At 40.1% G+C, this 26,016-nt stretch carries 36 protein-coding genes; 2 read left to right on the top strand and 34 right to left on the bottom strand.

The features are described 5' to 3' along the window. Positions 1-6: 6 nt before the first annotated feature. The 19 genes from GYO_RS22765 to GYO_RS22670 all read right to left on the bottom strand — a co-directional run bounded on the left by GYO_RS22765 (position 7) and on the right by GYO_RS22670 (position 14,125). Complete coding sequence (locus tag GYO_RS22765; protein WP_014112402.1) at positions 7-510, bottom strand: HK97 gp10 family phage protein; 504 nt, start codon at positions 508-510, stop codon at positions 7-9. Next, positions 507-869 carry a YqbH/XkdH family protein gene (locus GYO_RS22760; protein ID WP_014112401.1) on the bottom strand — a complete coding sequence of 121 codons (363 nt, stop codon included), beginning with the start codon at positions 867-869 and terminating at the stop codon, positions 507-509. The genes GYO_RS22765 and GYO_RS22760 overlap by 4 nt, the downstream gene beginning before the upstream one ends. Continuing rightward, positions 866-1,258, bottom strand: coding sequence for a protein YqbG (yqbG, locus tag GYO_RS22755; RefSeq protein ID WP_010330131.1), 393 nt, complete (start codon positions 1,256-1,258; stop codon positions 866-868). The genes GYO_RS22760 and yqbG overlap by 4 nt, the downstream gene beginning before the upstream one ends. 5 nt (positions 1,259-1,263) lie before the next feature. Then, positions 1,264-1,581, bottom strand: a complete 318-nt coding sequence (locus GYO_RS22750) for a YqbF domain-containing protein (protein WP_010330132.1) — start codon at positions 1,579-1,581, stop codon at positions 1,264-1,266. Between the two features lie 10 nt (positions 1,582-1,591). Next, a complete protein-coding gene (locus GYO_RS22745) occupies positions 1,592-2,527 on the bottom strand; it encodes a phage major capsid protein (RefSeq protein ID WP_014112400.1) in 936 nt (311 codons plus the stop codon). A gap of 31 nt (positions 2,528-2,558) precedes the next feature. Next, complete coding sequence (locus GYO_RS22740; protein WP_014112399.1) at positions 2,559-3,740, bottom strand: XkdF-like putative serine protease domain-containing protein; 1,182 nt, start codon at positions 3,738-3,740, stop codon at positions 2,559-2,561. A gap of 28 nt (positions 3,741-3,768) precedes the next feature. Then, on the bottom strand, positions 3,769-4,413 hold the full coding sequence (locus tag GYO_RS22735) for a hypothetical protein (protein WP_014112398.1): 645 nt from the start codon (positions 4,411-4,413) through the stop codon (positions 3,769-3,771). Between the two features lie 43 nt (positions 4,414-4,456). Beyond that, on the bottom strand, positions 4,457-5,374 hold the full coding sequence (locus GYO_RS22730; protein WP_014112397.1) for a phage head morphogenesis protein: 918 nt from the start codon (positions 5,372-5,374) through the stop codon (positions 4,457-4,459). Beyond that, on the bottom strand, positions 5,371-6,903 hold the full coding sequence (locus tag GYO_RS22725) for a phage portal protein (RefSeq protein WP_014112396.1): 1,533 nt from the start codon (positions 6,901-6,903) through the stop codon (positions 5,371-5,373). Before GYO_RS22725 ends, GYO_RS22730 begins: the two co-directional genes overlap by 4 nt. Continuing rightward, positions 6,896-8,221: a PBSX family phage terminase large subunit gene (locus GYO_RS22720; RefSeq protein ID WP_014112395.1), complete on the bottom strand. Its 1,326-nt coding sequence runs from the start codon at positions 8,219-8,221 to the stop codon at positions 6,896-6,898. Before GYO_RS22720 ends, GYO_RS22725 begins: the two co-directional genes overlap by 8 nt. After that, positions 8,218-9,096 carry a phage terminase small subunit gene (gene terS, locus GYO_RS22715; protein WP_014112394.1) on the bottom strand — a complete coding sequence of 293 codons (879 nt, stop codon included), beginning with the start codon at positions 9,094-9,096 and terminating at the stop codon, positions 8,218-8,220. The genes GYO_RS22720 and terS overlap by 4 nt, the downstream gene beginning before the upstream one ends. A 47-nt stretch (positions 9,097-9,143) precedes the next feature. Next, complete coding sequence (locus GYO_RS22710; RefSeq protein ID WP_019712754.1) at positions 9,144-9,392, bottom strand: hypothetical protein; 249 nt, start codon at positions 9,390-9,392, stop codon at positions 9,144-9,146. Positions 9,393-9,546: 154 nt separating this feature from the next. Next, the gene (locus GYO_RS22705) at positions 9,547-10,218 is read right to left on the bottom strand and encodes a DUF4145 domain-containing protein (protein ID WP_014112393.1); all 672 of its coding nucleotides are present in this window, start codon (positions 10,216-10,218) and stop codon (positions 9,547-9,549) included. A 146-nt stretch (positions 10,219-10,364) separates the two neighbouring features. Beyond that, positions 10,365-11,384, bottom strand: coding sequence for a DNA cytosine methyltransferase (locus GYO_RS22700; RefSeq protein WP_014112392.1), 1,020 nt, complete (start codon positions 11,382-11,384; stop codon positions 10,365-10,367). A 10-nt stretch (positions 11,385-11,394) separates the two neighbouring features. Then, entirely contained in the window at positions 11,395-11,916 is a 522-nt protein-coding gene (locus GYO_RS22695) for a ParB N-terminal domain-containing protein (RefSeq protein ID WP_014112391.1), read from the bottom strand. A 55-nt stretch (positions 11,917-11,971) separates the two neighbouring features. Continuing rightward, entirely contained in the window at positions 11,972-12,430 is a 459-nt protein-coding gene (locus tag GYO_RS22690) for a hypothetical protein (RefSeq protein WP_014112390.1), read from the bottom strand. 67 nt (positions 12,431-12,497) lie between these two features. After that, on the bottom strand, positions 12,498-12,842 hold the full coding sequence (locus GYO_RS22685) for a hypothetical protein (protein ID WP_014112389.1): 345 nt from the start codon (positions 12,840-12,842) through the stop codon (positions 12,498-12,500). Positions 12,843-12,936: 94 nt separating this feature from the next. Continuing rightward, positions 12,937-13,104: a hypothetical protein gene (locus GYO_RS43930; protein WP_014112388.1), complete on the bottom strand. Its 168-nt coding sequence runs from the start codon at positions 13,102-13,104 to the stop codon at positions 12,937-12,939. Positions 13,105-13,711: 607 nt separating this feature from the next. Next, a complete protein-coding gene (locus tag GYO_RS22670) occupies positions 13,712-14,125 on the bottom strand; it encodes a MarR family winged helix-turn-helix transcriptional regulator (protein WP_044059163.1) in 414 nt (137 codons plus the stop codon). Between the two features lie 304 nt (positions 14,126-14,429). On the opposite strand from GYO_RS22670, the gene GYO_RS22665 reads away from it, so the two are divergent. Beyond that, a complete protein-coding gene (locus GYO_RS22665) occupies positions 14,430-14,834 on the top strand; it encodes a DoxX family protein (protein WP_041520835.1) in 405 nt (134 codons plus the stop codon). A 31-nt stretch (positions 14,835-14,865) separates the two neighbouring features. After that, entirely contained in the window at positions 14,866-15,399 is a 534-nt protein-coding gene (locus GYO_RS22660; RefSeq protein ID WP_014112384.1) for a VOC family protein, read from the top strand. A gap of 77 nt (positions 15,400-15,476) precedes the next feature. On the opposite strand, the gene GYO_RS22655 is transcribed toward GYO_RS22660, so the two are convergent. From GYO_RS22655 to GYO_RS22580, 15 genes are all read right to left on the bottom strand, one after another. Beyond that, the gene (locus GYO_RS22655; protein ID WP_014112383.1) at positions 15,477-16,523 is read right to left on the bottom strand and encodes an NADH:flavin oxidoreductase/NADH oxidase; all 1,047 of its coding nucleotides are present in this window, start codon (positions 16,521-16,523) and stop codon (positions 15,477-15,479) included. A 239-nt stretch (positions 16,524-16,762) separates the two neighbouring features. Then, positions 16,763-17,149, bottom strand: coding sequence for an ArpU family phage packaging/lysis transcriptional regulator (locus GYO_RS22650; protein ID WP_014112382.1), 387 nt, complete (start codon positions 17,147-17,149; stop codon positions 16,763-16,765). A 72-nt stretch (positions 17,150-17,221) separates the two neighbouring features. Then, positions 17,222-17,677, bottom strand: coding sequence for a hypothetical protein (locus tag GYO_RS22645; RefSeq protein WP_014112381.1), 456 nt, complete (start codon positions 17,675-17,677; stop codon positions 17,222-17,224). A gap of 76 nt (positions 17,678-17,753) precedes the next feature. Continuing rightward, on the bottom strand, positions 17,754-17,975 hold the full coding sequence (locus GYO_RS22640; protein ID WP_014112380.1) for a hypothetical protein: 222 nt from the start codon (positions 17,973-17,975) through the stop codon (positions 17,754-17,756). Further along, positions 17,972-18,259, bottom strand: a complete 288-nt coding sequence (locus GYO_RS22635) for a hypothetical protein (protein ID WP_014112379.1) — start codon at positions 18,257-18,259, stop codon at positions 17,972-17,974. The genes GYO_RS22640 and GYO_RS22635 overlap by 4 nt, the downstream gene beginning before the upstream one ends. A gap of 41 nt (positions 18,260-18,300) precedes the next feature. Continuing rightward, on the bottom strand, positions 18,301-18,504 hold the full coding sequence (locus GYO_RS22630; protein WP_014112378.1) for an XtrA/YqaO family protein: 204 nt from the start codon (positions 18,502-18,504) through the stop codon (positions 18,301-18,303). 69 nt (positions 18,505-18,573) lie between these two features. Then, entirely contained in the window at positions 18,574-18,753 is a 180-nt protein-coding gene (locus GYO_RS22625) for a hypothetical protein (protein ID WP_041520834.1), read from the bottom strand. A gap of 207 nt (positions 18,754-18,960) precedes the next feature. Next, positions 18,961-19,416, bottom strand: a complete 456-nt coding sequence (locus GYO_RS22620) for a RusA family crossover junction endodeoxyribonuclease (protein WP_014112376.1) — start codon at positions 19,414-19,416, stop codon at positions 18,961-18,963. A 313-nt stretch (positions 19,417-19,729) separates the two neighbouring features. Next, on the bottom strand, positions 19,730-21,031 hold the full coding sequence (dnaB, locus tag GYO_RS22610; protein WP_014112375.1) for a replicative DNA helicase: 1,302 nt from the start codon (positions 21,029-21,031) through the stop codon (positions 19,730-19,732). Further along, positions 21,006-21,296 (bottom strand): replicative helicase loader/inhibitor, encoded by a 291-nt coding sequence (locus tag GYO_RS22605; protein WP_374188608.1) that lies wholly within the window; start codon positions 21,294-21,296, stop codon positions 21,006-21,008. Before GYO_RS22605 ends, dnaB begins: the two co-directional genes overlap by 26 nt. Positions 21,297-21,304: 8 nt before the next feature. Beyond that, entirely contained in the window at positions 21,305-22,060 is a 756-nt protein-coding gene (locus GYO_RS22600; RefSeq protein ID WP_014112373.1) for a hypothetical protein, read from the bottom strand. Positions 22,061-22,258: 198 nt separating this feature from the next. After that, a complete protein-coding gene (locus GYO_RS22595) occupies positions 22,259-22,960 on the bottom strand; it encodes an MBL fold metallo-hydrolase (RefSeq protein WP_041520832.1) in 702 nt (233 codons plus the stop codon). After that, the gene (gene bet / locus GYO_RS22590) at positions 22,957-23,715 is read right to left on the bottom strand and encodes a phage recombination protein Bet (protein WP_014112371.1); all 759 of its coding nucleotides are present in this window, start codon (positions 23,713-23,715) and stop codon (positions 22,957-22,959) included. Before bet ends, GYO_RS22595 begins: the two co-directional genes overlap by 4 nt. A gap of 42 nt (positions 23,716-23,757) precedes the next feature. Further along, complete coding sequence (locus GYO_RS22585) at positions 23,758-25,731, bottom strand: coiled-coil domain-containing protein (protein ID WP_014112370.1); 1,974 nt, start codon at positions 25,729-25,731, stop codon at positions 23,758-23,760. Beyond that, complete coding sequence (locus tag GYO_RS22580; RefSeq protein WP_041520831.1) at positions 25,728-25,913, bottom strand: YjzJ family protein; 186 nt, start codon at positions 25,911-25,913, stop codon at positions 25,728-25,730. Before GYO_RS22580 ends, GYO_RS22585 begins: the two co-directional genes overlap by 4 nt. Between the last annotated feature and the right edge of the window lie 103 nt (positions 25,914-26,016).

The following is a 26,016-nucleotide window of genomic DNA, read 5'->3' as shown; positions in this document are numbered from 1 at the left end:
ACCGCCTTAAAATTCTTCATCGATCCACTGCTGCAGCTTCCGCTCAAGACTTCTCTCAAACATTAGTTCAAAGATGGCCATAGCATTATCCCAAAAGCCGGACCCGTCCACCCATTGGAATTTAAGCAGCATTCCAGAACTTCTTTCGGCGGGATCATATTCGAACCGTTCACCCTTCCAGCGTCCGGGGACCCACCGGCGATCCTGATTTTTAGATGGATCAATTGTAAAGTGCCCGTCATTCACGTATGAGGCGTATTCCAGATTTGTTCCGACATCCAGTTTTAAGCTGCCTGATATCATTGAAAAAATATTATCCTGGTCACCTTTCTGATAGGAATTGAGCAAGCGGCGGGTGTCCACGGTCTTTGTCCTGATAATCTCATCTTGGATGGTATCTAAGAACTCAAAACCCATTGCTTCAAGCCACTGCTCATATTTCCTCTTCATTCCCCCTCGAGAAGCCCGGTCTAATGATTGTATGAACTGATCGAGACCCCTAATTTTCATAAGTAGTCCACCTCCCGGACTGCCGTCACTTCCCAATGATGATTCTTGATCTTGCGCGGCTTTTGTAATTTATAAGCTGTACCTTCCCAAATAACCCTGTCGTTCAAGCGAATATCTGCAGAAGCTGGGAAATGGACCAGAAATGATTGATATATGGCCGTGTTCGGTTCCTGCTGCACAATGGATTGGTTCTTTTCTGTGAAGTAACACGGCAGTCCCGCTATATCTGGAACTTCAGGATATGAAAAAGCCGGCTGAACATCTTCAACCGGCACCCCAAAGGATTGTTTTTTGTTTTCCGCTTTCTCCTGCAGGTGATAAACATCGCATCGATGAGTTAATAAAGATCGATAGCTCATATGGACCTCATCCGCATTTTTACTTCTGTACCTTCCAAACTTGGCTCAGATGATACAACATAATCTTTAATGAGTGTGTAGACGTCTGGTTTTTGAATAGAGCTGCCGTTTCCAAGAGAATATGAATAGTCTCCGATCTTCTCGGTTGTATATCCTTTGGTGATTGACTCATCAGAATTAATTAACGCGAAATACTGCGCCATTTTTAATAAAGCCAGCCGAACCGTTTCAGGGAGCGGATCATATTCTGGGCCAGAAAAATCATGGCCAACTTGATAGGTTATTTCAGCTATACCTTCTATGATGTCCTGAGTAAGAAGGGAATCAGACCGATCCTTTACAGAATCAAAAACAGTGTAATTCTTAAGGTCAGCAGGAGTGATTAACACGCCGCTCACTCCCCGCTGTTTTCTTGCTGATTAAGGATGAAGGCAATTCTTTCGTCTGCGTTTTTGAAGTGAGACGGATTGCCACCAAGATTAGAAATAATGGTTTCATGATCCGGTTTGTGCATACCTTTCAATTGATCTTCTGTATAATGTGTCGGCTCTTCTCCGCCATTTTTCTTGTCTTGCACCTCATTTACTTCAAAGGCTTCGTTTTGCTTCAAGTAAAGATACAATTTTCTTGAAACCGGCTGTTCTTCTCCGATTTTAAAGACTTTGTCCATCACGTGATAGTTCTTGCCTTTAATGAGTTTAGCTTTATACATAGCTCCTCACCTACTCTTTCACTTTCACGATTTTAGCCACAGCATCTTCCTCTTCGAATTTGCTGTCCAGCTTAGCTGTCAGGACAATGATAAATTTACGTGCTCTAATATCTTTGTCTACTTCAATTCTGATATTACGAGAGAAGCCGAGAATGATATTCTTCGGATGGGTTAGGATAATGTCAGAAACGTCAGTAGTCACATCCGCTTCACCAATCGTATAAGGCTGCATGTTCGCAATTCCCTTGACCGGAACACCAAAAGCTGAAGAAAGACCACCTTGAACAGCTGCATCCCCTAAGCTCGTTTGTCGATCAGCAACACGATCTTTCCACTCAACTTCAATACCAGGAGAAGTATAGAAGCGGAACTCCTGCGGAATACGCAAATATTTAGGCGGAACAGCTTTGTATCCACGTTTAAATATCTGACGTGACAGTTCTTCGCCCGCCGCGTCAACAATATGGGAAGCGGCTTGTTTACGGATACCGTTTATCTGAGCCAGAAACGGATCTGATGAAGATGTATCTCCATTAACAATCAACTCTTCAATATCAACAGCGGCCCGCTCCGCTAGAATTTGCATGATTGTATCCTGGAGACCTTCTCCTTCAATGTTATTTTCGAGAGTGTCATAAGTGATATCAATCTCTGCAATTACTTCTTTTGTGCTGAGGTTGACGGTACTTGTTGTCGGTACTGCCTTTTGATCATCAGCCAGAGCCTTTCCTTCTTGGGCTGCTCTTAAGATACGTTGGCCAAACCCGATTTTTTCGATTTTCTGAGTGTCGTGATCCATTTGAATAACACGAGAATCCTTCAGGATAGTTGGTGTATCTTGAACCATTCGAATAAATGCACTTGCCTGTGTAGGATTCATTAAACCGCCGCTTTTTAAGCTGGACAGCGTCATTTCTGCTTTTCTAATTGCCTCTTGGTTTGTCACTTCATTTCCTCCTTATGAAAAGAGTCAGGGTTTAAAGAAGCCCTGACCAGATTGATTTATTAACTTGTGTTTCAGTTTCGGAATTTGTTTCATCTTGTTTAGAAATTCCGCGGCTTTTTTCAATCGCTTCAATACGATCAGCGAGCGGTTGAACAGCGTCAGTAATAGCTTTTTTCAACTTCTTCTCAGCTTCTTCCTCAGCCGTTTTTTCTTCGTCTTTCTTCTTTTTAGGATCTTCTTCCTTTTCTAATTCCGTGAGCCGCTTCTGAATTGGCTCTAATGCTTCTTCGATGGATTTTGCTACATCCTCTGAGTTCATTTCTTCTTCTCCTTCCGTCTCCACCTGACTCAGCAAGTTGCCGAGAGCAGTATGAGCGCTTTTAATTTCTTGTAAGTTTGAAGCCGAGAATTTCCGGCCGGCTTTTTGCAATTCTTCAGGCTTTGATCCGATAGCTTTTAAAATGTCATTTGAGATCAACACTTCCTGGGCGATATTCACAAAGTCTTGCAGGGCTTCTCTGATTTTTTCAGGATCTGTCTCCATACCTTCAGAATAATCCCATTTGAACAAAGCAGAGTTTAATGCATCCTGAGCCGCCCAAAATTCACGGCGTTTACGCCCTTCATCATATTTCTCCTGTACAGCGCCCTTGGCAAGATGAGCATTGCCAGTAAAAAAGTTTTTGAGCAAATTAAAAAGCCCTTTCTCGTCGTGTTTTTCTTGAGAAACAGGCTTTTCTTCTTGTTTTGCAATATCTGCGATGCCGGCCATTGAATAACCGGTGATCTCGCCTTTCTTGATTTCCTCCCATATTTCCTCGGAGGCTTTTGTCACAAGGACCCATGATCCTTTTTTGATGGTTTCCCCATTCATTTCAAAGTCTGCAGGTGCGACGTAGGATTCAACCACCGCGCCAACGCCACCCTGAAAGTCATGCTGCTTATCAATTTCACGGGCATCTTTCAGAAATCCATGAGCGGCTTTTTCGATTTCTGCAGCTGTCATGAAATCACCGTGCGCGTCCACTGTATCAGGTTCATATACGATACCGTAAACGAGTTTTTGCTCGTCCGCTTCTTTTGCAATGACCTTGACTTCCTTTTGAAAGTCCGGCTGTTTTTCTGATTTCATAAAAAAGAACTGCTTTTGATTAGCAGCCTTATCCACGTAAGAAACATGTGTGATTTTTGCGTTTACCAATTCTCTTGGCATGTTGTTCACCTCCTTTCAAAAGCTGTTATCACTCATGTACGTAAGTATCATGTGTTTGAGGAGTGATAGCTTGAAGTTCTTTTATTAACCTTTTAATTAGTTTTCTATACCTTACAGACTCCTCAAAAGTTATTGAATAATCATGAGGAGCACTATGCACAGCAATATTTCTTAATTGTTGAAGGTCTGAAAAAGTCTTTATAAATCTTTTGCTTAAATATCCTCGTTTATTTAGATCCTTAATACATTGAGACATCGTTGGTGGTCTTTTCATTTCAGCACCAGAGTAACTGGATTCATATAAACCAAATTCAGTCATAGTTTCAATCATTTGATGTTCCAATTCTTGCCACGAAAGAATAACTCCCAAAAAAGGCTTCTCTTCTGCTATACTAGCGAAGGATTGATCGTTAATTGTATCTTTAGCAGAAACAGTATCATTATTAAGCGAATTATCATCTTCACCATTAGGGTTTACATTCGATTCAGCGTCTTCCAACTTGTCTTCAAACGTTGCTTCAAACTCCCCATACCTAACTGACTTCAACTTTAACTCTGCTAATTTCAAAATTAATTGGCTTACTGGTTTTCTTAATGCCAAAACCGCCACTAAAACAATAATTGGCCAAGCAACTGATTTAATAATTGATGAAATAAACTCCAACCAGCTCATAAATCTCCCTCATTCCTTAAAGTAATGAGGAAATTATACTATTTTATTCCATGTTTGCTAAGGCTTCTCTTCTAATCTTTTCTTTTTCCTCAGCTGACAACCCTAAGATCTCGTTATCTACCACAGGCGATAGAACACAATGGCAATGCACCCGCTCGCCTGCTGAGAGTTTAGGATCCCTCGGAAACATGCAGGTCTCGCTACTACCTGGTATCTGAAATTCTTCATCTACTCCAATGACTGTGCCGTCAAGATCGATGTGATTCTCACGCGGATTGTTTTTCTTACTTCCGCTGTGCCGCCATTTCTTTTTCTTTACTGCCGGCGATTGTGCATATGATTCATGCTGAGCGGCAGAGGAAGCGGCAAGCACTTCAGTTAGTGCCGTGGTACGTGCCCGGTCCCTATCAAACTGCGGCATATCTTTGAGAGTCAATTCTATGTCCTGTATGGACGAACCGTTCTCAATGGCTTCTGTCAGTACGTTTTCCACTGCTTCATGAGTATTCAGCTTCATGATCTCGGCCAGCTTTTCAGACCAACCTTTGATCCAATCCGCTGCCCTGGTAGATAAAGCTTCAAATGGGACATCTGGATCCAATGAATCCATGATCACTTCAGCGAGCTCCTCAACAGTCTGCTGCAGAAATCCCTCGGTAAGCTCCTGAAATTCTTCCTCGAAGTCGTCCTCGGCAAATAGGTTTTGCGTAAAAAACACTAGAAGGGCTTCAAGCGTCTCTTTTGAGTCTTTGCGTATAAAGCCATTCAGACCATCTAAAAACTTCTTACGCTGGCGTCTGAGCAATCTGGCAATGCCTTTTTCATATTCTTCTACAAAGCCGGGTATCTTAGAAAGGCCGGGGAAGTCAGGTACGACCTCCACGAGCTTCTCTCTCTCATCTTCATCGGCTTTTTGAATAAAAGCAGTTAAGCTTTCCAGCAGCTTATCCGTTTTGTTCATCGCTTCATATCCTCCAGAACATCCCGCATATCTTTTAGTATGCCGATTACATTAGGAGTGCCGTTTTTTGACTTAAAGAGCGCAGCCAAAGGATCCGAGGCGGGCGCCGCGTTATTTTTCCCTATCGGCCTGCTGTACTCTTCTTCTGGCCATTCTTCAAGCGTCTTACCAAGAATACGTCCAGCAAGATCACGCAGATCATTCGGCGAGACTGCGCCGGCATTAATAAAAGGAGTCAGAACCTTTGCAATCTCAATAGGATCCCGGAAATCCGGTCCTTTTAACTGCAGCTCGACCTTATGAATTTCAAGATCATTTAAGAATAAAGCGTTCAGCTTACCTGTGATTAATTTTCTTTCCGGCTGAAATACTTGTTCCTCAGTAATCTTTCTGGCCGTGTCAGCTGTCGCCTTGTTATAGTCCTGAGCTTCCCCGGTATAGAGCGGCGGCAGACGAAAGGCAGAGCGGAGCTTGTCCCTACTTTTTTGGTCATATTCCAGGAATAACGCATCTTGCTGAAGGATTTCAGCCAATGACTTAATTTCCACTTTAACTGGTGTGATTTCCTCATCGCCTTGAATGTTTTTCCCCTTGGCTATCCCTTCCGCTTCGAGCAAAAGAAACTTATGAGCGTTTTCCACACCCTCAAGACCGTTCATATAGTCCTGCAGCTGCTTATATGAGTCTTCAGAGAGCATTCCATTTTCAATGGTTATAGCAGCGGGAACGTGCCGGCCCTGTTTAAAGTACATGAAATTCAACTCTTCAGCCTTACGCGCGCCGTATAAATTGACAATGTGGCCAATCCACCGCGGCTTCCCGTATGCTCCGCTCCCTATTTTAAAATGCACAACCTCATTGGCCTGCTTTTCAAAAGGAGTCTTTTCATCATATTCTCCTGTTTCGGAATTCAAGATTCGAGGGTCTCCGTATTCTTTGAAAAACACCCTTTTCCCATTGATGATCTGCACATATTTTCGGAAGCGTTTTTGACGCTGCATCTTCTTTAATTTACCTGACTCAAAATAATTGTATGGGACCTCTATAGGTTCTGATAATGAGCAAACTCGGACATACTCAGATGCCATATGTTCAATGCCAGCCGGTTTCCCGGCTCCGTCTCGGATCACTTCTATATATCCGTTGCCGGTCTTTTCCCGGTCTTCTATGCTAAAGCCGAGTAATGTTTCAGCTGATTCATCAAAATGAATATACTTGATGAATTCTTCAAGCTGCTGCCATTCTTTATCCGCTGCCGTTTTTTCTGCAGAATCCACTTCATCAGAATTGATATCCTTTGAGTATTTCATCTCGAAGCCGAAGCCTACTATATTGGTCTTGTACGCATCCACACACTGCTGTAAGATCGTCGAATACTCTGCGATGTGTTTAAGCTCTTTCAGGTTATACGGCGGGGGTATGATATTCTCTCCGTACATTTCCGCAAATTCATCTTCATAAATCTGCTTTGTTGTTTCATTAGGCGGAGCAGCTTTAAATACTCGCGCTTTAACTGTAGATTTACCCATTCACTTCCCCCCTCTCTCTGCTTCGTGGTCTTGACCGTTTAGGTCTTCCTTTTGATTCTTCTTTCAGATCGGTTACCTCGTAATCATCAAGGGCGTACCAGATCGCTGAAAGTGTATGCGGGTCTATGGTGAACTCGTCTTCTATGATGTGGCCCAGCTTATCTTTAGCGTAGGTGAGCGGCTTCAGTTCATAGATCGTATTCTCACATCGATCCGAACAAATGATTTTCTTGAACCGCTTGATCTTCTTTGTATATTGAAGGCGGGATCCTTTATATTTGTGGGCGCCCACCATATTGAATCCTTGCTGCTGAAAATACCGGATTGTTTTGGGCTCCGCTGAGTCCGCTTTAATTAACTCCTTGGTCTCAGCAAATTCACTTAGTTCTTCAGCCGTCTGGTCGTCCGTCATTCCATTTTTGTAATACTCCCAATAGATATAAAGGTATTTCTTTTCGTGGTCCACAGCGAGCCGGACAACGGCGTTATATGACTCCTCAAAACCAAAGTCCATGCCTACCCGCTTAAGCGGACGGTTAATATTAGCGATTGCTGTCATAACCTCTTCATGTGGCCTCTCTTCAAATTGCGGCAACACACGAACCCCATTCACGCCAAAATGACCTTGCCGCGCAATTCGGTAAAGGTCTGGGTCGTATTCTTTCATTTCATCAAGCTGCTTCACGTAGCTTCCTGGAAGAAATAAATTATCGTCCGCTGTTGAGTGGTGATAATAAGTGTCATTAATTACGAAAGTCCGCTTTTCGTATAGCTCTTTATCATCGAGCACAAACCGTTTTTGGCGGTCATCTTTGAAGAAATGCTTATATGTCCAGTTATCTTCTCCGACCGGGTTTGTTGAAAGAATCATATGAAGCGGCAATGTTGGGTGACGAAGACGTCCAAGCAGCTCCTTGAACCCCTCATATTTCACCTCAGAACATTCCTCAATCCATATGAGAGAAACGTTATTGATCGATTTTAGCTTAGCCGGCTTGTCCAGCCCTTTAAATATGATCCGGCCGCCGTTCGGAAAGCGGATCTGCATTGGTGAAGACACGCATCTAACAATATGATCGATCTCAAGGTCATTGATAATTTCATCAAAGAGGGAAAAGGTTGAGTCCCTATGCGTGTCGTATACTTCCCTTACGACAAGAACGGTCCGCTTCTCTTCCAGTAATTTAAGAACAATCTTGAGCGCCACATGATAACTCTTCGAGGATCCATAACCGCCGACTAGAAACTGAAACTTTTGATTCCAATCAAAAAGAAAATCCTCAAAGTGCGGATTTACTGGCTTTACCTTTTCAATCATTTGTCCTCATCCTTACGCTTGCGCTTTATCGTAATGTGAACTGAATTGTCAACCGGGCGAGCGGTGAGTCGTTCAAGTTCTGCCTGTTTGGTCTCATTTGTAAGATAAATACCACGCAGCTTCAGCTCGTGCTCATCCATGGATCGTATCATTTCGTATTTCTGGCGGATTGCTTTTAACCGCTTATCAGTGACGCGTGTCATCGCTTCTTCCAAACGAAGAATCTTATCTACACTCGGCTCAGATACCTCTTCAATTTCAGTAACGACAAGGCGCTCATTCATAAGTGCCTGGTGCTTCACTAAACCGGTTTTCTGGTCCTTGGTCGGCACGATGTCTTTTACCTTTCGCAATTGCTGAAGGACGCGGCGTTGCGTTTCATTCAAGCCGTTTTCTATTTTGCTTATTCTCTGCATCATCCGCCGCTCCCGAAGGCTCAGCTCCCTTATTGTTAGATCAATTTGATAGAGCGGGTCTGTTTCGATCTGGCCAAACAGCTCTTTTTCTGTATCATCCATGAAATCAAATAAGATTGATTCATACTCACCAGTTCGCACAGAGTTTTTATTTCCTTTTGGAGCTGCACCGCCTCTATTACCTTTGGCGTTTTGATTGCCAGGCGGCGCTTTTCCTCCCTTATTCCCTTTGGCGTTTTGGTTACCTTTCGGAGCACCTTGACGAAAAGGAGCGCTCCCTTTCGATTTAGGAGCGCTCCCTTTCTTTTTTTCTTCCCATTTATCGTTTGCCTTCCATTTGCGGACAGTGTTGCTTGTGACACCTAATTCCTCAGCAATGTCTTTTAACTTCTTGCTTCCGCCGCTCTCTTCCCACAAATGAAAAGCTTTGTCTCTGCGTGGATCTCGTGGTCTTGGCATTACATCTCACCCACCTCCGAATCTCATATTTGAGTTTGTGTTTGTTTTTAAATTTCCTCATCCTTCTGAAGCTGTATATCAAGCTCTATGAGCAATTTCAAGTCTGCTACAGTGTCCAATTTTATACGTCCTTCTTGGAGTCCCTTGACCCACTGTGCCATACCTGCTTGTATTATCTTTCGGTATTTCTCTTTTGATTGACTGATGTTCTCTAACAACTCGGCACTATGCAGTAGAAGGAGATTTTCTTTTTCATCGTCAGAAAGGGAACATATGTTTCTATTTTCTATTGCCATCCTCCCTGTCCTCCATTACAATATGAGATGAGAGCGTGATATTTTCCCACAACGCGGCCGCGTCTGATCACGCTCTTTGACAGGGAGTTTCTCTCTGTTTAGAAAGGGAGGGTGTTAGCAGCACCCTCTTTTTTTATACAAAAAGAAGTCCTGTTTAGGACTTCTTCTTTTTTTCAAAATTCAATTCAGGCAATTCATACATATGATAAAGAATAAAATCTATAATATTTATATATTGGAGGAGCTCCCTATTAGTAGGTCTCACAATTTCATGAACTGTCTCATTCCCAATGTCTCTAATTTGATTCAGTATCTTTTTCTGCTTATCATCAATTAAGTCTTCCTCATAAAGTTTCTCAATTTTTTCAAACAAGTTTAAATTCACCATTACGGGCTTGTTCTCTTTATCTAATACTGCGACCCCTTTTTTCATCTTTGGCCTTTTATCAATCCCATTCACTTTACATATCGCTTCGATTATCATTCTTATACCTGTATTACATAATAAGTTCATTCGGTGTTTATAAGCATTTATTGTTTCATCTCTAATTTCATTTATTAGATCCGGTAAATGATTGAAATCAAACTTTTCTTTAAATTGCAATAAATGCTCTAAAGTATCCTGCTTTTTTGGCTCTTCAGGATAGACTGTATATTCACTATAGTATTCTCTATCGCTATGATAATCTGGCCCTGTTAAATTAAACATTCCCTCATCGTTATAAATTCTTAAAAAGGCAATAGTATCACAACCTCTACATTGAACTATGGAGTGTTCATCATAGAATTGAAAATCTGATTCTTCATAATCTAAATAACTTTCCACTAACTTTAACTCATGACCGTGCTTATTAGTAACTATATGATGATTTGTTTTTCTTTTACAGGCCTTACAATATAATTTCTCGGGGACTATGGTCATACTTTCCACCCTTTTTAGAAAAATAATATCATTTTTCTAAAAATATGCAATTATAAAAACCATTGCTTATGAATCTGCTCCGCAATCTTCTTCATCATCAAAGGCGGCACGCTCATACCACAAACATACTGCACTGAAGCGTCCATAAAGTCATAGTCGAGAGGAAATGACTGAATCAAAATCACATCTTGTCTTGAAATATAATAGGGTTCATCGTATCGGAGAAATATAGACCCGCTTGCCAACGTAGGCGGTACAAGACTATTCTTAATCAAAACAGTATTAAAGCCGGTCTCTTTACCTTCAAGCCTTCTTGTAATTTGACCGATATCAGTATCTGATGGCTTTCTCTTCACCCATCTTTTATACGTTTTTGTGTTTTCCTTCAATCTGGAACCTCGCCCGCTCCTGATTTCTTTGTACAGAATAGGGCGCTCATTAAAATGGAGCTTTAGCGGTGGTAACTTTAAATCTTTTCGTCGCCCAATAAAAAAGACCCGCTCTCTTCTTTGCGGGACCCCCATTGTGGCAGCATTCAGCACAAATAGCTGTACATCATAGCCTATTTCTTTTGCCTTTTCAATTATAAGCTTTACGTACCCCTTTGCATTTCCAATAATCATGCCTTTTACATTCTCAGCAACAAAAGTTTTTGGCCTAAGCCTGTTTACTGCATCCAGGTACTCAAAAAATAAATCATCCAGTGATTGTTTTGCCTGGCCTTCCCTAAAAGCTTTTTCTTTTCCCCATACCTCTTCTCTTTCACCCGAGATTGAAAACACGCTACAGGGAGGAGATCCATCGAAAATATCCAAATCGAATAATTCCTCTGGCAGATCGTCCAACTTGTTGAATTTCCTGATATCCATTAAAAACGAGTATTTGGGATTGTGATTCTTTCTGTAGATTTTCATCATTTGCGGATCAATTTCACAGTTTCCAAGGAGATTATAGCCAGCAAGCTTATAACCCATGGAGGAACCGCCGCCACATGAAAAAGTACTAAAAACCTTCAATCCGTTCTGCTCAACATTTTTGAGATCAGACAGATACCATCTATAACTGTTCATTGTTCAACACCTACTCATTAAAAGAGAACCCGCATTTAGGACAGGTATGTTCAAATTGGTCCGCCTCATAATAATCAAGATCAATCTCATGATTATCGGTAACTTTCCCGCCGTTCCCTGCATGTTCTGTCAGATCTTCTAAAATACTTTCTAGTTCGCCTTCTGAAAAGCCGGTGAAGGACAGATCAAAATTATTTTCTTCAAGCTCTCTTAAAACTTGTTCGAGTTTGTACTCATCCCAATCGCCGCCTGTTTTGTTAAGTGCAATATTTAAGGCTCTTTCCTCGTTATCATCGAGATCTACCACCGAAACAGTAAGCTCTGAAGGGTTATTCTCCATATAGATTTTGAACCGCTGATGGCCACCTACAAGGTTTCCTGTTCTTTCGTTCCAAACAAGCGGCTCGACATTACCGAACCGTTCAATAGATGCTTTTATTCTTTCATAATCGGGATCGCCTGGCTGAAGATCAATACGAGGGTTGTATGCAGCGGGGTTAATCTTTTCTACTGGTATAGTTCTAATATCCATGATGTTTCGCCTCCAATAAAAAAACACCTTATACACTAAGGTGTCTGATGCTTGTTTATACTCTTCTTCTAAAATGTCTTTTATCTGGAATTTCTTCTAAACACTCTTGTAATAATCTTTTATAACCGGTTAATTTTTTTAGTCTTCTTGATTCTCCAAATGATAGCGCAAACCAAATCGCTACCGCAGTATAAAAAACCAATATGATAATTGTAGAAGCAAAACTTACTTCTGCAAGACCAAGTCCATAATTTAAAGTACCGCCCAAAATAAAAGAAAGAATTGCAAAAAAAGCTGTAGTAAAGTGACTTAAAGCCTTTTTATTATCGATCATATCTTCCAGCCTGCCCAAGAGCATTTGAATTTGCTTTTTATCATGACGCTTTTTGATTTCTTCTCTAAATGCAATTTGATCAGAGAAGCTTTTTTTATGTATGTCCTTTTCAACTCGTTGCAAATAAATTTCTGCGTCTTTGATATCACCAAATTCAATTATTTCTTTGGTTTCACTCATAAAAAATCGCCTCCTAAAACTATATCGGAAGCGATTTTTCAATATTTAGCAATTTAAGTTAGAATGCTTACTTAATATAAAATTCGTCAGTATAGAATGTTCCTTCTGTTTTGACGGGATCTCCTTTGGAATCATAGCGCTCAACTTCAACTTTAAAGCGATATGTGCCTTTTTTGTTGTCGAACATCTCCTTGATGCCCCAATCATCATAATCCTTCTGATCGGGCTTAAGCGGGTTTGGAGAATTCGAGTTAAGAGTCTTCCACTTCCCGCTCTCTTTCCGCTGAGGAATAAGGTTAGGACCTGCAATATAGTCATTGTCATTTTTGACTGCAACTCTAACGATCTTGTCCTCTCCTAAAATGTGATTCTGTTTTGTTGGATTGGCGCTTACTCCCTTTAATGAAGCCATTCCGATTTCCTCCCTTATTTTGTTTTTGTGCTCCTATCCCTCTCCAAAGCACCGGCAGCCATACTCCCAATACATGACGGCTGTTCCCATCATTTCACTTTCTCCGGATCCGGCCGCCTACACGTCTGAAGGTGTCACGTCTCGTTCCCATGATTTCTTCCCAATCCCTTCTCGTCAAAGGTTCTTCTGCCTTTGATGAGGGACTTAACACTTTTTTAAGCTGCTGTTTCGTGTCAGCAGATAAAACGTCTCTCATCTTCATCTTTCATTTCTCCTTGCCGAATAAGCACCGCCTTACGCTATTCGCTTTTATTTATTTGTGGCCCGCCGATTTCCCCCAGGAGGTAAGCAAAGAAAATGGAGAGCCGGTTTAAGACTTTCCTTGCAAGCGGGATCTCACCGCTTGCGTTCCCCGTGACTATCGCGCGCAATACTGCATAGACTCCAGTCGCTCCTCCTGTGAAGCTAACGACCTTCATAGTCATTCGATACATCCGAGTGCACACTTGATAAAGGAAAGGTGCGTCTCCTGGTATGGCCATAAAAAAAACGGCCACTAATCAGCTGTACAAATTTCCATGTACAAAAGATCAGCGTCCGTAGGTATCTCCTTTTTGGACTGTTATTCACGTTCGTTTTCTTGTCTCTATCGTATGACAAAACACGATTTAAAAAAGTACCTATTTTATCCCCCATTTTGTCAGCTTTTTGTCGGTTATTTATCGGTGTTTTATCGCCAAACAAAAAAGAGCATTCATTAAATTGAATGCTCCTCGGTGAGGCTTTGTTGTAACTATCATTCTTCTTTCTAAATCATGAATGCTTTCAAATTGCACAATACAAAAGGAAGGGGGGATAATTCCCCTTCCTTATTTGAGCAATTCCACTATATTTGATATATCTTTTGGTAATAAAGATTTGTGTAATGCTTCATCAATAGTCTTTAACATGGATTTAAGTAATTCCTCTCCTGTTTCTGACAAGACTATATAGGCACTTCTTTTATCCTCCGGATAAGTTATTCGTGATACAAGTTCTCCATCTTTATAATTTTGAAGTCTGGATACCATTCTCGACAAAGCACTCAAGCTTAAATCAATTTTGGAATGTAGCTCCTGTAATCGTAGTTTTTTTTCATCGGCTTCCGAAAGAGTATAGAGTAAAGTAAACTCTTTTATGTCTAATTCAAATTGATCTTTTAAGGTATAGTTAATCGCGTTTGTAATTCTATTGTAGTATTTGGAAAAATTGAACCAAGTTTCAATTAAGCTCTCAGTTTTCATAGTGTACTCCTATTTATAGTATCTTACTTTCTAGAATAACTTAATGAATTAAGGGCTGCAAACATAAAAATATGTTTAAGAAATGCATGAAGGGATAATATATTTCTATAAAATTGTTTGCGCAAACAAATAAAGGAGGGGGGGAAAAAGTAAGCATTGGAGAGGAATCGTTGATCCGTACAGAAATTAAGACTAATCACCAGATGCAATGTGGGAATACGTGCAGAGTCGACCTGGTTAGTTACCGTTCTCTACTTTAGATTAACTTAAAAGTACTATTTATAGTGTTGATAGTCAGAAAGAGGTGACGGTATTGAGTATAGCTATTTTCCTAATCCGTATCCTATTAGGACTTACTTTCATTGGACATGGATTACAAAAAACCATAGGGTGGTTTGGGGGAAATGGATGGAATAAGACTGTAGAAAGTTTCGGCCATATGAGATTAAAGCCTCCTAAGTTAATGGCTTTCTTTGCAGCACTGTCTGAAATCGGAGGAGGTTTGCTATTAGCCTTGGGTCTTCTAACACCACTTGCATCCATTATGATTATAGCTGCCATGGTAGCAGCTATCATTACGGTAACAGGAAGAAACGGGTATTGGATTACCAATAATGGCGCTGAATATAACATACTTATTATTTTTGTTGCAATCGCCATAATAATTGTTGGACCAGGTAAATATTCATTAGATTATTTATTATTTTAGACTTTATATAATAGAAAGGTAGTGTGTCACTATGAGTAATATCATTAGAGGTATTGATCACATCGGTATTACAGTTCCGGATATGGAAGAAGCAACTGATTTTCTACAAAAAGCATTTGGCGCTAAAGTAGCTTATGATTCTAAGAAACCTGAGGAAGGAGCTATGGGCGGTGAAGAAATCGAGAAAATTCTTGGATTGAAAAAAGGCTCAGAAGTTGTTCACATGAGAGTAGTGTCTATAGGAGAAAGTATTAGTCTGGAGCTATTCCAATATCAAGGTATAGAACAAAGAAAACCGAGTAATCCAGATGATTTGGGTATTCAGCATTTTGCTGTTTATGTAGATAATATGAAGGAAGCTGTTACAAAGTTTGAACAAGCTGGTGGTCAATTAAATACCCAACCTACAAAAATTCTCAATGAGATAGAGGGAAATGACGAGGCAAATCAATTTGTCTATGGCACAACCCCGTGGGGGATGGTAATTGAGCTTATAACTTATCCTAATGGGATAGATTATCCGAATAATAGTAATGCAAAAAGATTTACTCCTCCAAAGAGATAAAAATTATAAGAAAAACAACCAATCCAGTTTGGATTGGTTGTTTTAATATGTTGCGTTATCAAAAATAAAAACAATAACTATCGTATACCTCTACTATACTGTTCTGGAGGTGTGACCTTATGTGTGATAGCTTTTATAGCATGTAATCCCCAGTAAGGATCGTTTAACATACCTCTGGCGATTGCTACAAGATCAGCATCTCCATTTGCTAATGTCGCCTCTGCGACTTGAGGAGTACTCAATTTGCCAACGGCTATAACCGGAGTTTGCAAAGCTTCTTTAAATGCGCGAGCAAAAGGAACCTGGTATGCAGGGTAGTTGCCGGGCTTTTTCTTTCCAGGAAGACCTTCTCCTCCACTTGATACGTGGAACATATCTACCCCAGCATCTCTAAAACGTTTGGCCATCTTTATTGCATGATCTATTTCATAACCACCATCAATATATTCAATCGCAGACATTCTCATGATAAGAGGCATATCTTCTGGTATTACTGACCGAACAGCTTTAACAACTTCTTCTCCAAATAGAGCAAGGTCCTTACCGTAAGCGTCCTGTCTGTTATTAATGGCAGGAGACATAAATTGATGTAACAAATAACCATGAGCTCCATGCAATTCTATAGTATCAAATCCAGCTTTAACTGCTCGACTTGCCGCATCTTTGAATTGCTTAATTATAGTCTGGATTTCGTCAGTCTCCAAAGCTCTGGGTGGCTTGAGAGTACCATTCTTTGTCTCCTCAGGTAATACTTCTACAGGTATATCTGATGGGCCAACAGGCTGTTCAGCATCCTCTGCTTTTCGACCAGCATGAGCAATTTGTATAGCTGCCTTTGCTCCATGTTTGTGAATTTCGGTAATGATTCGTTTATATGCAGGTATTGAATCATCAGACCATAACCCTAAATCGCCATTTGTGATCCTACCTTCCGGAGTAACACTTGTCATTTCCATAATGATTAATCCGGTACCACCAATAGCTCGTGAAACATAGTGGACAAAATGCCACTCGTTAGGAATACCGTCTTCTTTCTCGACGGAGTATTGGCACATTGGTGCCATTACAATCCTGTTTTTTAGCTGAAGATTTTTAATGCTAAATGGTGTAGAAATAGTTGCCATTATAAGTATACCTCACTTTCTATTATTTGCTTGCGCATGCAAATAAAATATAATACCCGTCTCATTATGTCAATATTTCTATCTCAGAGAGATTTTATACATAGCCATGCAATTGATATTTGTATGACATATATGGAAATCAAAACAGAATGCAGTTCAAATCGTTTTAAAAAAAGTTCAATATTAATTAAAATTGGTATACGGCCTTCAAATTCAAACCCTCTATAAAAAAACAGCGCTCAGATTATTCCGAGCGCAGTTGCGATATTGTAAATAGCTTGTCTTTTCACCTGATAAAACTTATCTCTTTTTATACCCAGTTCAATCATGATTTCAAGATCCTTTACTTTTTGCGGAGACAAATATTTCTTTTCTATGATGCTGTATTCGTCTTGATCAAGGCAGTGCTTTAGCGCCCTATCCATCTGCTTGACCTTCAGCTCATTATATTCGGTGTTTTTACGAAGCTGCGGAAATAAACCAATGACCCCCTTTTCCTTTTGCTCTTTCCTATTCTCTGCTTGAATTTTTAGTGATCTATACGTTTTCAGTTCTTTAATGACAATATTCCGAACTTCCTTTTCATTCACTTCTGGAAGAAATGACAATTGCTCTACTGCTGTCATACCGATCCCCCTATATACATATGAAAGGACACTTATAATTAGCTTTCAGCTAAGAAAAAGTGTCCATGCAATTTATCTTTTTTTTCTTTCTGAAGGAAGACCTAAGTTCCTTCTGATAGTATTAAATCCATTAATTATATAAATATACAGCTCTCCATTTTCGTCTACTTTTTTTCCTTGCTTCATATGGACAGTGCCGTAGTGGCCATCTAATTTAAGAGCCTCCTCATACATTTCAGCAATTAACCTTTCTAAACCTGGTTCACACAACTCTGGTTTTTGGTCAATTATTTTTTTCATTTCGAAAATAGTTTTAGGAGTTAATCCATCATAACCTTTTAAGGTATAGTTTTCTTTGGTTATCAATCGGTATAGAGGAACATATAGTTTTGAAAGAGTTTCCTCTGTATACTTGGATGATGTATTAGAGGATGCAATCATTTTTTCTTTAATAAAGCTAAAAAGGTTTGACATTATTGCTGTAATTAGAGCTGTTAAAAGAATAACGAAAAATTGAGTCCAAGTCATTACTTCCCACCTCATATATCTTTTCTATTAATTATATAATGTACTAAAAAACGGAAAAATCAAACACTAATCTCTTTTAATTAAACAGACTATACGACAAGGTATTATTGATGAAAAATTTTTCTATAAAATCTATATTGAGTGCGGCAGCTATTTTCTCTACTTCTTCCTCTTGATGATCAGATGCTAGAATAATGAAACTCGGTTTAAACAGACTTTTATCATAGCGAGTCATTTTAGACCAGGCAGCAGCCAGGTTATTAAACTGCGAATCACTTTTTTCATAAATTCGTATCAACTATTCTCACTTTCTAATTCATTTTTAGCAGCTGTTATTACGAATTGCAGATTCTTGATAACTTGCTGTAAAGCCTTTTTATATCTGCTACTTTCCCCGCTCAGGCGCTTGATATCTTGCTGGACCTGTTTGAACTGATTAACAGCTATTTCTTCCTGCCGTTTGTTTTCCTCAATTACGGCCAGCTGTTGCTTAACCGTTTCAATCAGCCACTCCGTTGAGGCCAGGGATAGCCCCATATGCTGCCTGCATTCATTTTCGATTCTCTGAATCGTATCTTTCATATTGGCTCCTCCCAATAACAGCAGAGGGTTTACCCTCCGCTTTACTTCTTAAATCCATAGTCAAAATGGATTCTTGTATATTCATTGTCTCTGGTATGCACGTTTGTAATGCCGTACTCAGGTGTATCTGCTAAATATGCGCAGCCATCCTTACCGTCAAGAATAACTAGCTTTATTTTGTTTCGTTCAATCAAGTCTCCAACGGAAAGTTGGTGTAAGTTTTCAAGTTCAATTGGTCGGTTCATTTTGCAGCACTCCCCGTGTTATAATTAATTGTCGAGATTAACTAAACCGGGGCCTTGTGCTGCGGTTTTTTATATATCCTCTTCCTCCTCGCCCTCTTCTTCCCAAGCCATCTCAAAAGCAGATTCTAAAAATATTAATTGCTTTTCAAGTTCTTCATCTGTCATCTGGGAAAAGTCAGGTCCGTGTCCTGGAACCATCCTGAAATCTTCCGTAAGACGTTTTATAAGATACTCTCTCCTTGAGGCCACCAATAACCCTCCATCCATTTTTAAACCGCTGGAACAGCTCGTATTTTCTTAAAGGCTCATAGAGGTGGACTGCTCGTCCATCCTCCATACGAAACAGCAAATACCAACGCCGCAGCCTATTAACCATTAAACCGCTCTATGTTCGCCCTCATTAGATGAAACCTCCACAACAACTTCAGTGATACCTTTTGGTGATTCACCTTTTTACTAATCCTTTGAAATTAACAAAAGACATAACTGCTCCTCCTCTTGTGATAGTGGTTTTACTTGTATTTCAATTCTTGGTTTTTGGCTATAAAACTTGCTGACATGAAGGTCTACTATTTGGCTATCGTCATGCCAGATGACCTTATTTAAACCGTCTTTGATGCCCTTTATATAGTTATCAACATCTGGCTTTTTGCTCGGCCTCAACAACCCTTGTTCTGCTTCTGCAGCTTTTTTCTTACTGAAGCTTTTCAAAGTGGATTTATAAACCTTTACAGATAATTCAAGTGGTCCTTCTAGCAATTTTGCTGGACGATAATCTGAAGCGGCCAGCTTCACATATTGCTTAAAGTCTCTAGATTTTTTTGGATCGTATAGCCTGGTCATCCCATTAACCGTGGTGGCTCTCGGTCTCCCTTGGGCTACTGGCTCACCGTAAACCGTAAAACTAATCAATGCTGTTACCTCCCGTCAGCTGCTTCCAGCTGCTCTATTTCAGTCATTATTAAATCCGCGTTCATGATTATAAATGTTAAGGAGCGGAGCGTGCCGAGCATCAATCTCCCTCCTCGAAGGACATTTCACGGCCAAACTTACATTTAACGTTAATATGTAGCCACTCCAGGTCCGGTAAAGATAGTTCGTCCAACTCTCTTCCGTCCTCCGATTCATATTGGCCATACTTGATAAGTTCATTCATTACGTAATCCCGCCGTTCGTCTGTAACCGGCTGCGTTATATCTGAAGACATAATAAGTGCTCCTTTCTATTAAGCAAGCTTCGCTTCCATCTGGCGATCAAGATTAATAAATCGTCCATACTCCTTAATAAATGCCGCCTGAACAACTCCGGTCGGGCCATTCCTTTGTTTTGCTATGTCGATTTCAACAATATTTTTCAGTTCACTTTGCTTGTTGTAATATTCATCTCGATATAAGAAAGCAATGATATCAGCATCTTGTTCTATGCTGCCGGACTCCCTTAAATCAGACATCATTGGACGTTTATCTTGACGCTGTTCAACTGCACGAGATAATTGCGATAAAAGAATTATTGGAAGTTTAAAACTCAATGCCATTTCTTTTAGTTCTCGAGTTATTGCCCCTATTTCTAAATCTTTTCTATCGAAATTCCCGACAGGTGTAATTAATTGCAAATAATCGATAATAACCAAATGCTTTTTACCTGGGTTTTCTTTTTTGGTTTGTCGAATTTTAGATCTTATATACGCCAACGTTTGGGACGGTTGATCATGTATATTTATATTCCAAGTTTCATATTGCCCAATTGCATTTGTCGCGTTCTCATAATCCTTATCACTAAAGAACTTTTTAGGGTTCTTCCATTTAGCTCCGTTAATTGAGCCAATATTACTTAACATCCGCTGTGTTAACTGTTTGTCTGGCATTTCAAGCGAGAAAATATCAGTAACACCTGAATTACTTTCACAATTTGCTTTCCCAAGTCCTAAAGAAAAAGCGGTTTTCCCCATAGAAGGCCGTGCTGCCAAGATAATTAGGTCACCATCCTGCCAACCACCAGTCATAGCATTTAGGTCATTCAATCCTGTAGGAATACCTGTAATGTCGCCTTTTTCCTCGTGCATATCGTTATAAATCTCTACAAGGACATCTTGCTTAGTTCTTTTTCTTTCAATTCCAAAGTCTTGAAGCTCAGAAGACCGCTTGTATATTCTATTCATGCCCTCGTCTGTAGGCTCTTTTACAAACGAAGCACACTCTTTCTGCATTTCTCTCAGCCTATAAGATTCAAGAATCATCGTTTGATAGTGTAGAAAACTGGCTGTACTTGCAATCGCTCCAGCTAGCCCCATCAAATAACCGGTCCCCCCAACTTCTTCAATAGCGTTGCCAAGTTGAGTTGTGACAGAAACTATATCAACAGGGATACCGAATTTATCTGCTTCTTTCATAGCTGAAAAAATGACACTATGTTTTTTCACTCCGAACTGTTCAGGTTGAAGGGATGTCTCTTTTATCAGGTCGCCTTCAACTAAAATACAACCGAGGACCGCTTGTTCTGCTTCAGTGTTTAGGACCATATTTTGCATTTTGTTCCCACTCTTTCTGTTGCTCTAAAAAACTGTTTTCTTCACGATGTTTGACATTTACCTCTGCAATAGAGGGAGGGAATGGTTTATTTGCAATATGATCATCAATCTTTGCTTTTACCGCTTCGAACGGCATTTTCAGAAGATGATCCATCCACAATGCAATACGTTCTTTCCCAACTTCTCCACTCAAATCAAAACGTGTATAGGCTGCTGCAAGCCGTTTTAATAGTGTCATTGCTTCTGCTTTTTCCAAAGTAATCATCACCTACCTTAAATGCCGATGCCATTCTCTTTGGCGTATGCTTCAAGAGCAGCAAAGCTATTTTCTTGTACCGATCCGCGCGGCCTAAATTCTGAGACATTAGAAGGCTGTTTTTCGCTTTGTTTAGCAGCCCATCTATCACGAATAATTGGTTCACAGTAAGAAAAAGAATTTATCTTGTCTCCTGGATATTTAGGTTTATATTGCTCAAAAATTTCATCTATCCAATTCAAAACATCGTCGATAGGTATTTCTGCCTCTATGACTCTTTTGATTGCCGCTGTATCTACAGCAGATAAAAATAGAGAGCCTTTTCTCGAAGTGAATTTCTCTTCGATTTTTTGGAAAGAAGTCGAGCCCTCGTCCTTCGGCTGAGGTGCTTTCGGCTTTTCTTTAGCCTTATTTTCATATGCAGGTTCTTCAGCAGCACCTTGGAATTTTGAATAATTTAATACAGTCCAAAGCATTCCGTATTCAGTTTCCTCTGCAGTAATCATTCCTTTTGCCTGAAGCCTTTCAGCTGCAGCCTTTACTGCTGCTCTTGTGAATTTGGTTAAACCTCTGCCCTTTTTAATCGCTAAGTCATCACATAATTTTGAATATGAGCGGATAAACTGGCCTTTTTTCAACTCATAATCATTAATCTTCATACCGTCCTGAAACGCAGCTTTGGTAATTAAAAAAGTGAACAACCTAAAGCCGACATTATCTGTAAAAATCTCATGATCGACCATTGACTTATATAGCCTCACCCATCCAGCCAAGGGTCCCGCCTCCTTTCCATCACTATTTCTTTCTGCAGATAGCTTTTAACCCTTTGATTGTCACAAGAGTAAGATCGGGTTCATATTTTCGAAAATAGGTTGAAACGTACATTAATAGAGTGTCCTTACGCATATCTGGGGCCACTGTCTTGGCCAATGACACGTAACAATAAGGGTAAGGAACCGCAATTAAGTCAGTCATGGTATATAAACAACCTTTCCAGTCAATTTCATGATGTCTTCTTTAAAAAGCTTCTCGTCGCTGTTTGATTCAGAAAGATGCAGCAGCCAAATTTCCTGAACCCTGCTCAAGTCATTTGCCTTCAAAAATTCTTTTACGTTTTCTAAACTGAAGTGCGACTGTAAGAGTCGTTTTTTCATAAATAGCGGAGTACGGCCGCTTTCGATGTTTTCGTTCAGTATTTCATTCGAGTAATTGCATTCCACCATAATGTGAGTGAGTCCTGGAAACTTGTATTTGATGTAATAGGTATCAGTGGCAAACAGAAGCTTGTCACCGTCCTCATTAGCCAACAGGAAGCCATACGGCTCTGCCACATCGTGCTGCACGTCAAAGGGCATAATAGACCAAGAACCAATTTTAAACGGCTGTTTAGCGCGCACAGGCTTTATTCTGTGATGAAAAATGCCAATTGCTCCAGCCGTCCCAGGAGACATATAACAATCAATGCCGGCTTTCAGAACATCCTTAATTGCTTTGCAGTGATCCCCATGCTCATGAGAGATCAGGCAGCCAGCAAACTGTGACATCCTATACTCGAAGCCCTCCTGCATCCTCTTAAAACTGACCCCACATTCTAAAAGAAGCGGGGTCTTGCCATCGGTAACCCGGTAGCAATTTCCCTTACTGCTAGATGACAAAGCGGTTACTTCAATCAAAAGTCTGGCCCACTTTCAAAAATTGAAGGCTTATCTTGACTTTCTCTTTTTATTGGCTGAGGTTCAGGCTGTCCTGCTTGTGTTGTTTCTGGTTCTGGTTCGAGAATCGGATTTACATCAATAATCTCTGTATTTGCATTCTCATTTACTTCACGCCGTACTCTATCTTCAGCTAGGATGTCATCATTAGCCTGCTCCTCTTCCTCTGTGTATAGGTTGCCTAGACTATTTGGAAAAGCTTCTCGTAAGGCGTTTACTATTGCTGTTTTTCGAATCATATTCAAGGGCATTGACTTCCACGTGGACTGTCCTTTGCTAAATTCTTCTAAGCTAATACGTACTGATATTGGTTGCTGTCTATCCGCACGGTAAACTTCTGCCCATCCACCAATTAGTTTGTCGTTAGAAAGCTTGATTGCGCCTTCCAAATCAACCATTTTGCCTTCACGCTCAACGATAATTCCAGCCTTAAAGCCTTGAAATTGTTCGTTGTTCTCTGCGCGTTTCATAAACGCTTCTTTCCCAACGATCATTTGAGCTGGCGATCCTTTAAATTTCACTAGGTAAGCTTCATTTAAAAATGGATTGAGTTTTTGATACTTGCAAAGATTTATAAACATTGCCGCTTCTTGATCAGTTACATCAGAGTTTCCACGAACCAAAAAATTCTTTACAGTTTTTCCTGTAAGCTTGACGGGTTCACCGTGTACTGAAAACTCAACGGACTTAGTCATTAATTCATTTTGTTCGCTCATTTGAATCCTCCTTTTTATGTTGAACAATGTAATAGGCCCCCATTAGATTGCCTCCTGAACTAGTTCGTCTTGAAACTCGACACGAAGCTGTTTATCTTTCTCGGAAACAATCAGACTGAGGATCTGTGATTTTGTGTTGATCAATTTCGTCACCGCTTCAGAGTTATCAACGAAAATAGGAGCAGTGATTCCGTAGTAATCATTAAGGGTATTAATGATGTCTAACCCAACGTTAATACGTGCTGCATTGTTTAAGCCGGACGAATACGGCACACCTTCATAAAGGGTTTCACATGTCTCTTCCAGTCCCCCGTTGATCTGGTCCTTGAAGAGCTTGAAACGAGCATATTTAAACTTACTGTTTATCTTCTCTTCGAGGAGATTCACCTTAGTGCGAACAAATTCTTCAGTCAAAAAGAGTTGATGTTGTAGCTGTTCATATTGTTCTGCTAACTCTTTTTGTTCCTGCTCAAGCTGCCTTACCCGATCATTAACATGCCTTGCGTGATCAATTTTCGCTTGATCTTTTTGAAGCAGCAAAATCTCTTGTTTTCTACTGTTGATATCATCCTTAATCAATTGAACGGCTTGATCTGTGGAAGATTCTAAATGCTGAATTTCATTCCGAACGGCCTCAATTTCAGCTTGTTTGTTTTGATAAATTGGATCCGCTGAAATATCTGATCTATTGCTTTGCGCGCCCTCTAATTCTTTTTCAAGTGATAATAAAGTCTCTTCTTCACTCTTATAGGCATCCTGCAAATTAGATATTGCAGCTTCTAATTCCTGAATAGCATCCTCAGACTTTTCTTTTTGACTCTTAACCGACTTGCCTTTTTCATTGATTTCAGCTAAAGCTTGGCTTTTATGAAAATTGAATTTTTCAATGGCTTGATCAATTTTTTCTTTCGGTAATTCTTGGCCGCATGTAGGGCATTCAGTTTGATGTTGATCAAACGTCTCCTCATTCTTGTCGCACCAACTCTGGCGCAGCGACTCGATTTCCGTATTTAATCGATCCAAATTGTCTTTTTCAAGTGATAACTGCCGCTGATTCGACTTAATCTCCATTGAAATTTCATCAATCTTGCTTTTCACAGGGTATAGCTGCTCTTTAATCTCATTGATCTTTTTGTATTCTTTTTCCTGATGATCATTTTTGATTTCCTGAAGATCATTCTGCAGCTGGAGAATTACTTTCCTCTTCTCAGAAATAGCTTCACCATTACGAGCTGAACGAAGTTTCTCCTCCAATGACTCAACTTCTTTTTGAAGAAAATTTATCTCGTCATGTAATTCTTGTTCATCTAGACCAGATGTATCTTCGACTGTGCGCTGGACTTCATCGATTCTTACCGGTATTGCATCGAGCCTTTTATTTATTTCACGCTGTTTTCCCGCGATCACCTTTCTATGCTCTTCAAGCGACCGTTTCTTTAAGATGCTTTCCAGGGCAGCCACAGAAGGGTTTTTACTGAATACTTCCTCGGCTGTTACATCGCCGCTAATCTCAAGTAGAATCTTCCGTCTGTCTTGCCATTTCAATTGCTCATTGAAGAATGATGGAGAAGTAATGAGTTTAAATTTGTCTTCTGCAATAATTGAGCTGACTCGATCATTAAACTCTTTTTTCTTTGATGGCACTTCGTTAATAAAATAGTCAGTGGTATGTCCAGAGAATACTGCTTCAGCACTACTCCGCTTTCTTGTCCACTTCTCGGAGTACACCTTTTTCAGAGACAATTCAGCTCCATCGATCAAAAACAAGCCGCTGACTTCATGATCCAGTCCGCTAATAGGCTTGTTTTCTTTTGTTAGAGTTTTAATCTGAAAATCTTTTTTGTTTTGGCTGTCCTTATCGAATAAGAGCCAAATAAAAGCATCAAACAATGTTGTTTTTCCTGTTGCATTATCACCGAAGACCTTGACGTTCTCGCCTTGAGTATCAAGAGTAAAATGTTTAATCCCCTTAAAATTACGCAGTTCTAATTTGAGCAGTTTAATTTCCTTTTTCATTTGTCTTCACGTCCTTTCTCTTTAAACTTGCGAGAAAGATACTCATTTCGCGCCTCAGCTGTCGGGAAGTGAAAACATGGATTCCCCTTAAGATCATAGGAAATTGATCCACCTACAGTGGTAAGATTAATTTGATCGCGACGATGATCACTAAACGGCTCAGTGTAAAAAACTTCATTCATTTGTCAAAGACCTCCAAAGATTTGATTTTTGGAAGGTGATACAGTACACTATCAATACCAAAGTTTGTAACACCTTCTACGGCTCGCTCTGCAAAGCGAGCTT

The organism is Bacillus spizizenii TU-B-10, from assembly GCF_000227465.1.
GTDB lineage: Bacteria > Bacillota > Bacilli > Bacillales > Bacillaceae > Bacillus > Bacillus spizizenii.
This window is presented reverse-complemented; position numbering and strand designations above follow the sequence as displayed.

Excerpts from the sequence above, each read along its gene's own strand:
- GYO_RS22585 (WP_014112370.1), bottom strand. The coding sequence starts at position 25,731 with ATGAAAAAGGAAATTAAACTGCTCAAATTAGAACTGCGTAATTTTAAG.
- GYO_RS22735 (WP_014112398.1), bottom strand. The coding sequence starts at position 4,413 with ATGAGCTGGTTGGAGTTTATTTCATCAATTATTAAATCAGTTGCTTGG.
- GYO_RS22765 (WP_014112402.1), bottom strand. The coding sequence starts at position 510 with ATGAAAATTAGGGGTCTCGATCAGTTCATACAATCATTAGACCGGGCT.
- GYO_RS22710 (WP_019712754.1), bottom strand. The coding sequence starts at position 9,392 with ATGGCAATAGAAAATAGAAACATATGTTCCCTTTCTGACGATGAAAAA.
- GYO_RS22630 (WP_014112378.1), bottom strand. The coding sequence starts at position 18,504 with ATGAACCGACCAATTGAACTTGAAAACTTACACCAACTTTCCGTTGGA.
- terS (WP_014112394.1), bottom strand. The coding sequence starts at position 9,096 with ATGCCAAGACCACGAGATCCACGCAGAGACAAAGCTTTTCATTTGTGG.
- GYO_RS22740 (WP_014112399.1), bottom strand. The coding sequence starts at position 3,740 with ATGCCAAGAGAATTGGTAAACGCAAAAATCACACATGTTTCTTACGTG.
- GYO_RS22750 (WP_010330132.1), bottom strand. The coding sequence starts at position 1,581 with ATGTATAAAGCTAAACTCATTAAAGGCAAGAACTATCACGTGATGGAC.
- GYO_RS43930 (WP_014112388.1), bottom strand. The coding sequence starts at position 13,104 with ATGAAGATGAGAGACGTTTTATCTGCTGACACGAAACAGCAGCTTAAA.
- GYO_RS22695 (WP_014112391.1), bottom strand. The coding sequence starts at position 11,916 with ATGGATATTAGAACTATACCAGTAGAAAAGATTAACCCCGCTGCATAC.
- GYO_RS22700 (WP_014112392.1), bottom strand. The coding sequence starts at position 11,384 with ATGAACAGTTATAGATGGTATCTGTCTGATCTCAAAAATGTTGAGCAG.
- bet (WP_014112371.1), bottom strand. The coding sequence starts at position 23,715 with ATGAGCGAACAAAATGAATTAATGACTAAGTCCGTTGAGTTTTCAGTA.
- GYO_RS22720 (WP_014112395.1), bottom strand. The coding sequence starts at position 8,221 with ATGATTGAAAAGGTAAAGCCAGTAAATCCGCACTTTGAGGATTTTCTT.
- GYO_RS22760 (WP_014112401.1), bottom strand. The coding sequence starts at position 869 with ATGAGCTATCGATCTTTATTAACTCATCGATGCGATGTTTATCACCTG.
- GYO_RS22645 (WP_014112381.1), bottom strand. The coding sequence starts at position 17,677 with ATGACTTGGACTCAATTTTTCGTTATTCTTTTAACAGCTCTAATTACA.
- GYO_RS22655 (WP_014112383.1), bottom strand. The coding sequence starts at position 16,523 with ATGGCAACTATTTCTACACCATTTAGCATTAAAAATCTTCAGCTAAAA.
- GYO_RS22650 (WP_014112382.1), bottom strand. The coding sequence starts at position 17,149 with ATGACAGCAGTAGAGCAATTGTCATTTCTTCCAGAAGTGAATGAAAAG.
- GYO_RS22685 (WP_014112389.1), bottom strand. The coding sequence starts at position 12,842 with ATGGCTTCATTAAAGGGAGTAAGCGCCAATCCAACAAAACAGAATCAC.
- GYO_RS22635 (WP_014112379.1), bottom strand. The coding sequence starts at position 18,259 with ATGAAAGATACGATTCAGAGAATCGAAAATGAATGCAGGCAGCATATG.
- GYO_RS22605 (WP_374188608.1), bottom strand. The coding sequence starts at position 21,296 with ATGATTACTTTGGAAAAAGCAGAAGCAATGACACTATTAAAACGGCTT.
- GYO_RS22730 (WP_014112397.1), bottom strand. The coding sequence starts at position 5,374 with ATGAACAAAACGGATAAGCTGCTGGAAAGCTTAACTGCTTTTATTCAA.
- GYO_RS22660 (WP_014112384.1), top strand. The coding sequence starts at position 14,866 with ATGAGTAATATCATTAGAGGTATTGATCACATCGGTATTACAGTTCCG.
- GYO_RS22670 (WP_044059163.1), bottom strand. The coding sequence starts at position 14,125 with ATGAAAACTGAGAGCTTAATTGAAACTTGGTTCAATTTTTCCAAATAC.
- GYO_RS22580 (WP_041520831.1), bottom strand. The coding sequence starts at position 25,913 with ATGAATGAAGTTTTTTACACTGAGCCGTTTAGTGATCATCGTCGCGAT.
- dnaB (WP_014112375.1), bottom strand. The coding sequence starts at position 21,031 with ATGCAAAATATGGTCCTAAACACTGAAGCAGAACAAGCGGTCCTCGGT.
- GYO_RS22690 (WP_014112390.1), bottom strand. The coding sequence starts at position 12,430 with ATGAGTGAAACCAAAGAAATAATTGAATTTGGTGATATCAAAGACGCA.
- GYO_RS22725 (WP_014112396.1), bottom strand. The coding sequence starts at position 6,903 with ATGGGTAAATCTACAGTTAAAGCGCGAGTATTTAAAGCTGCTCCGCCT.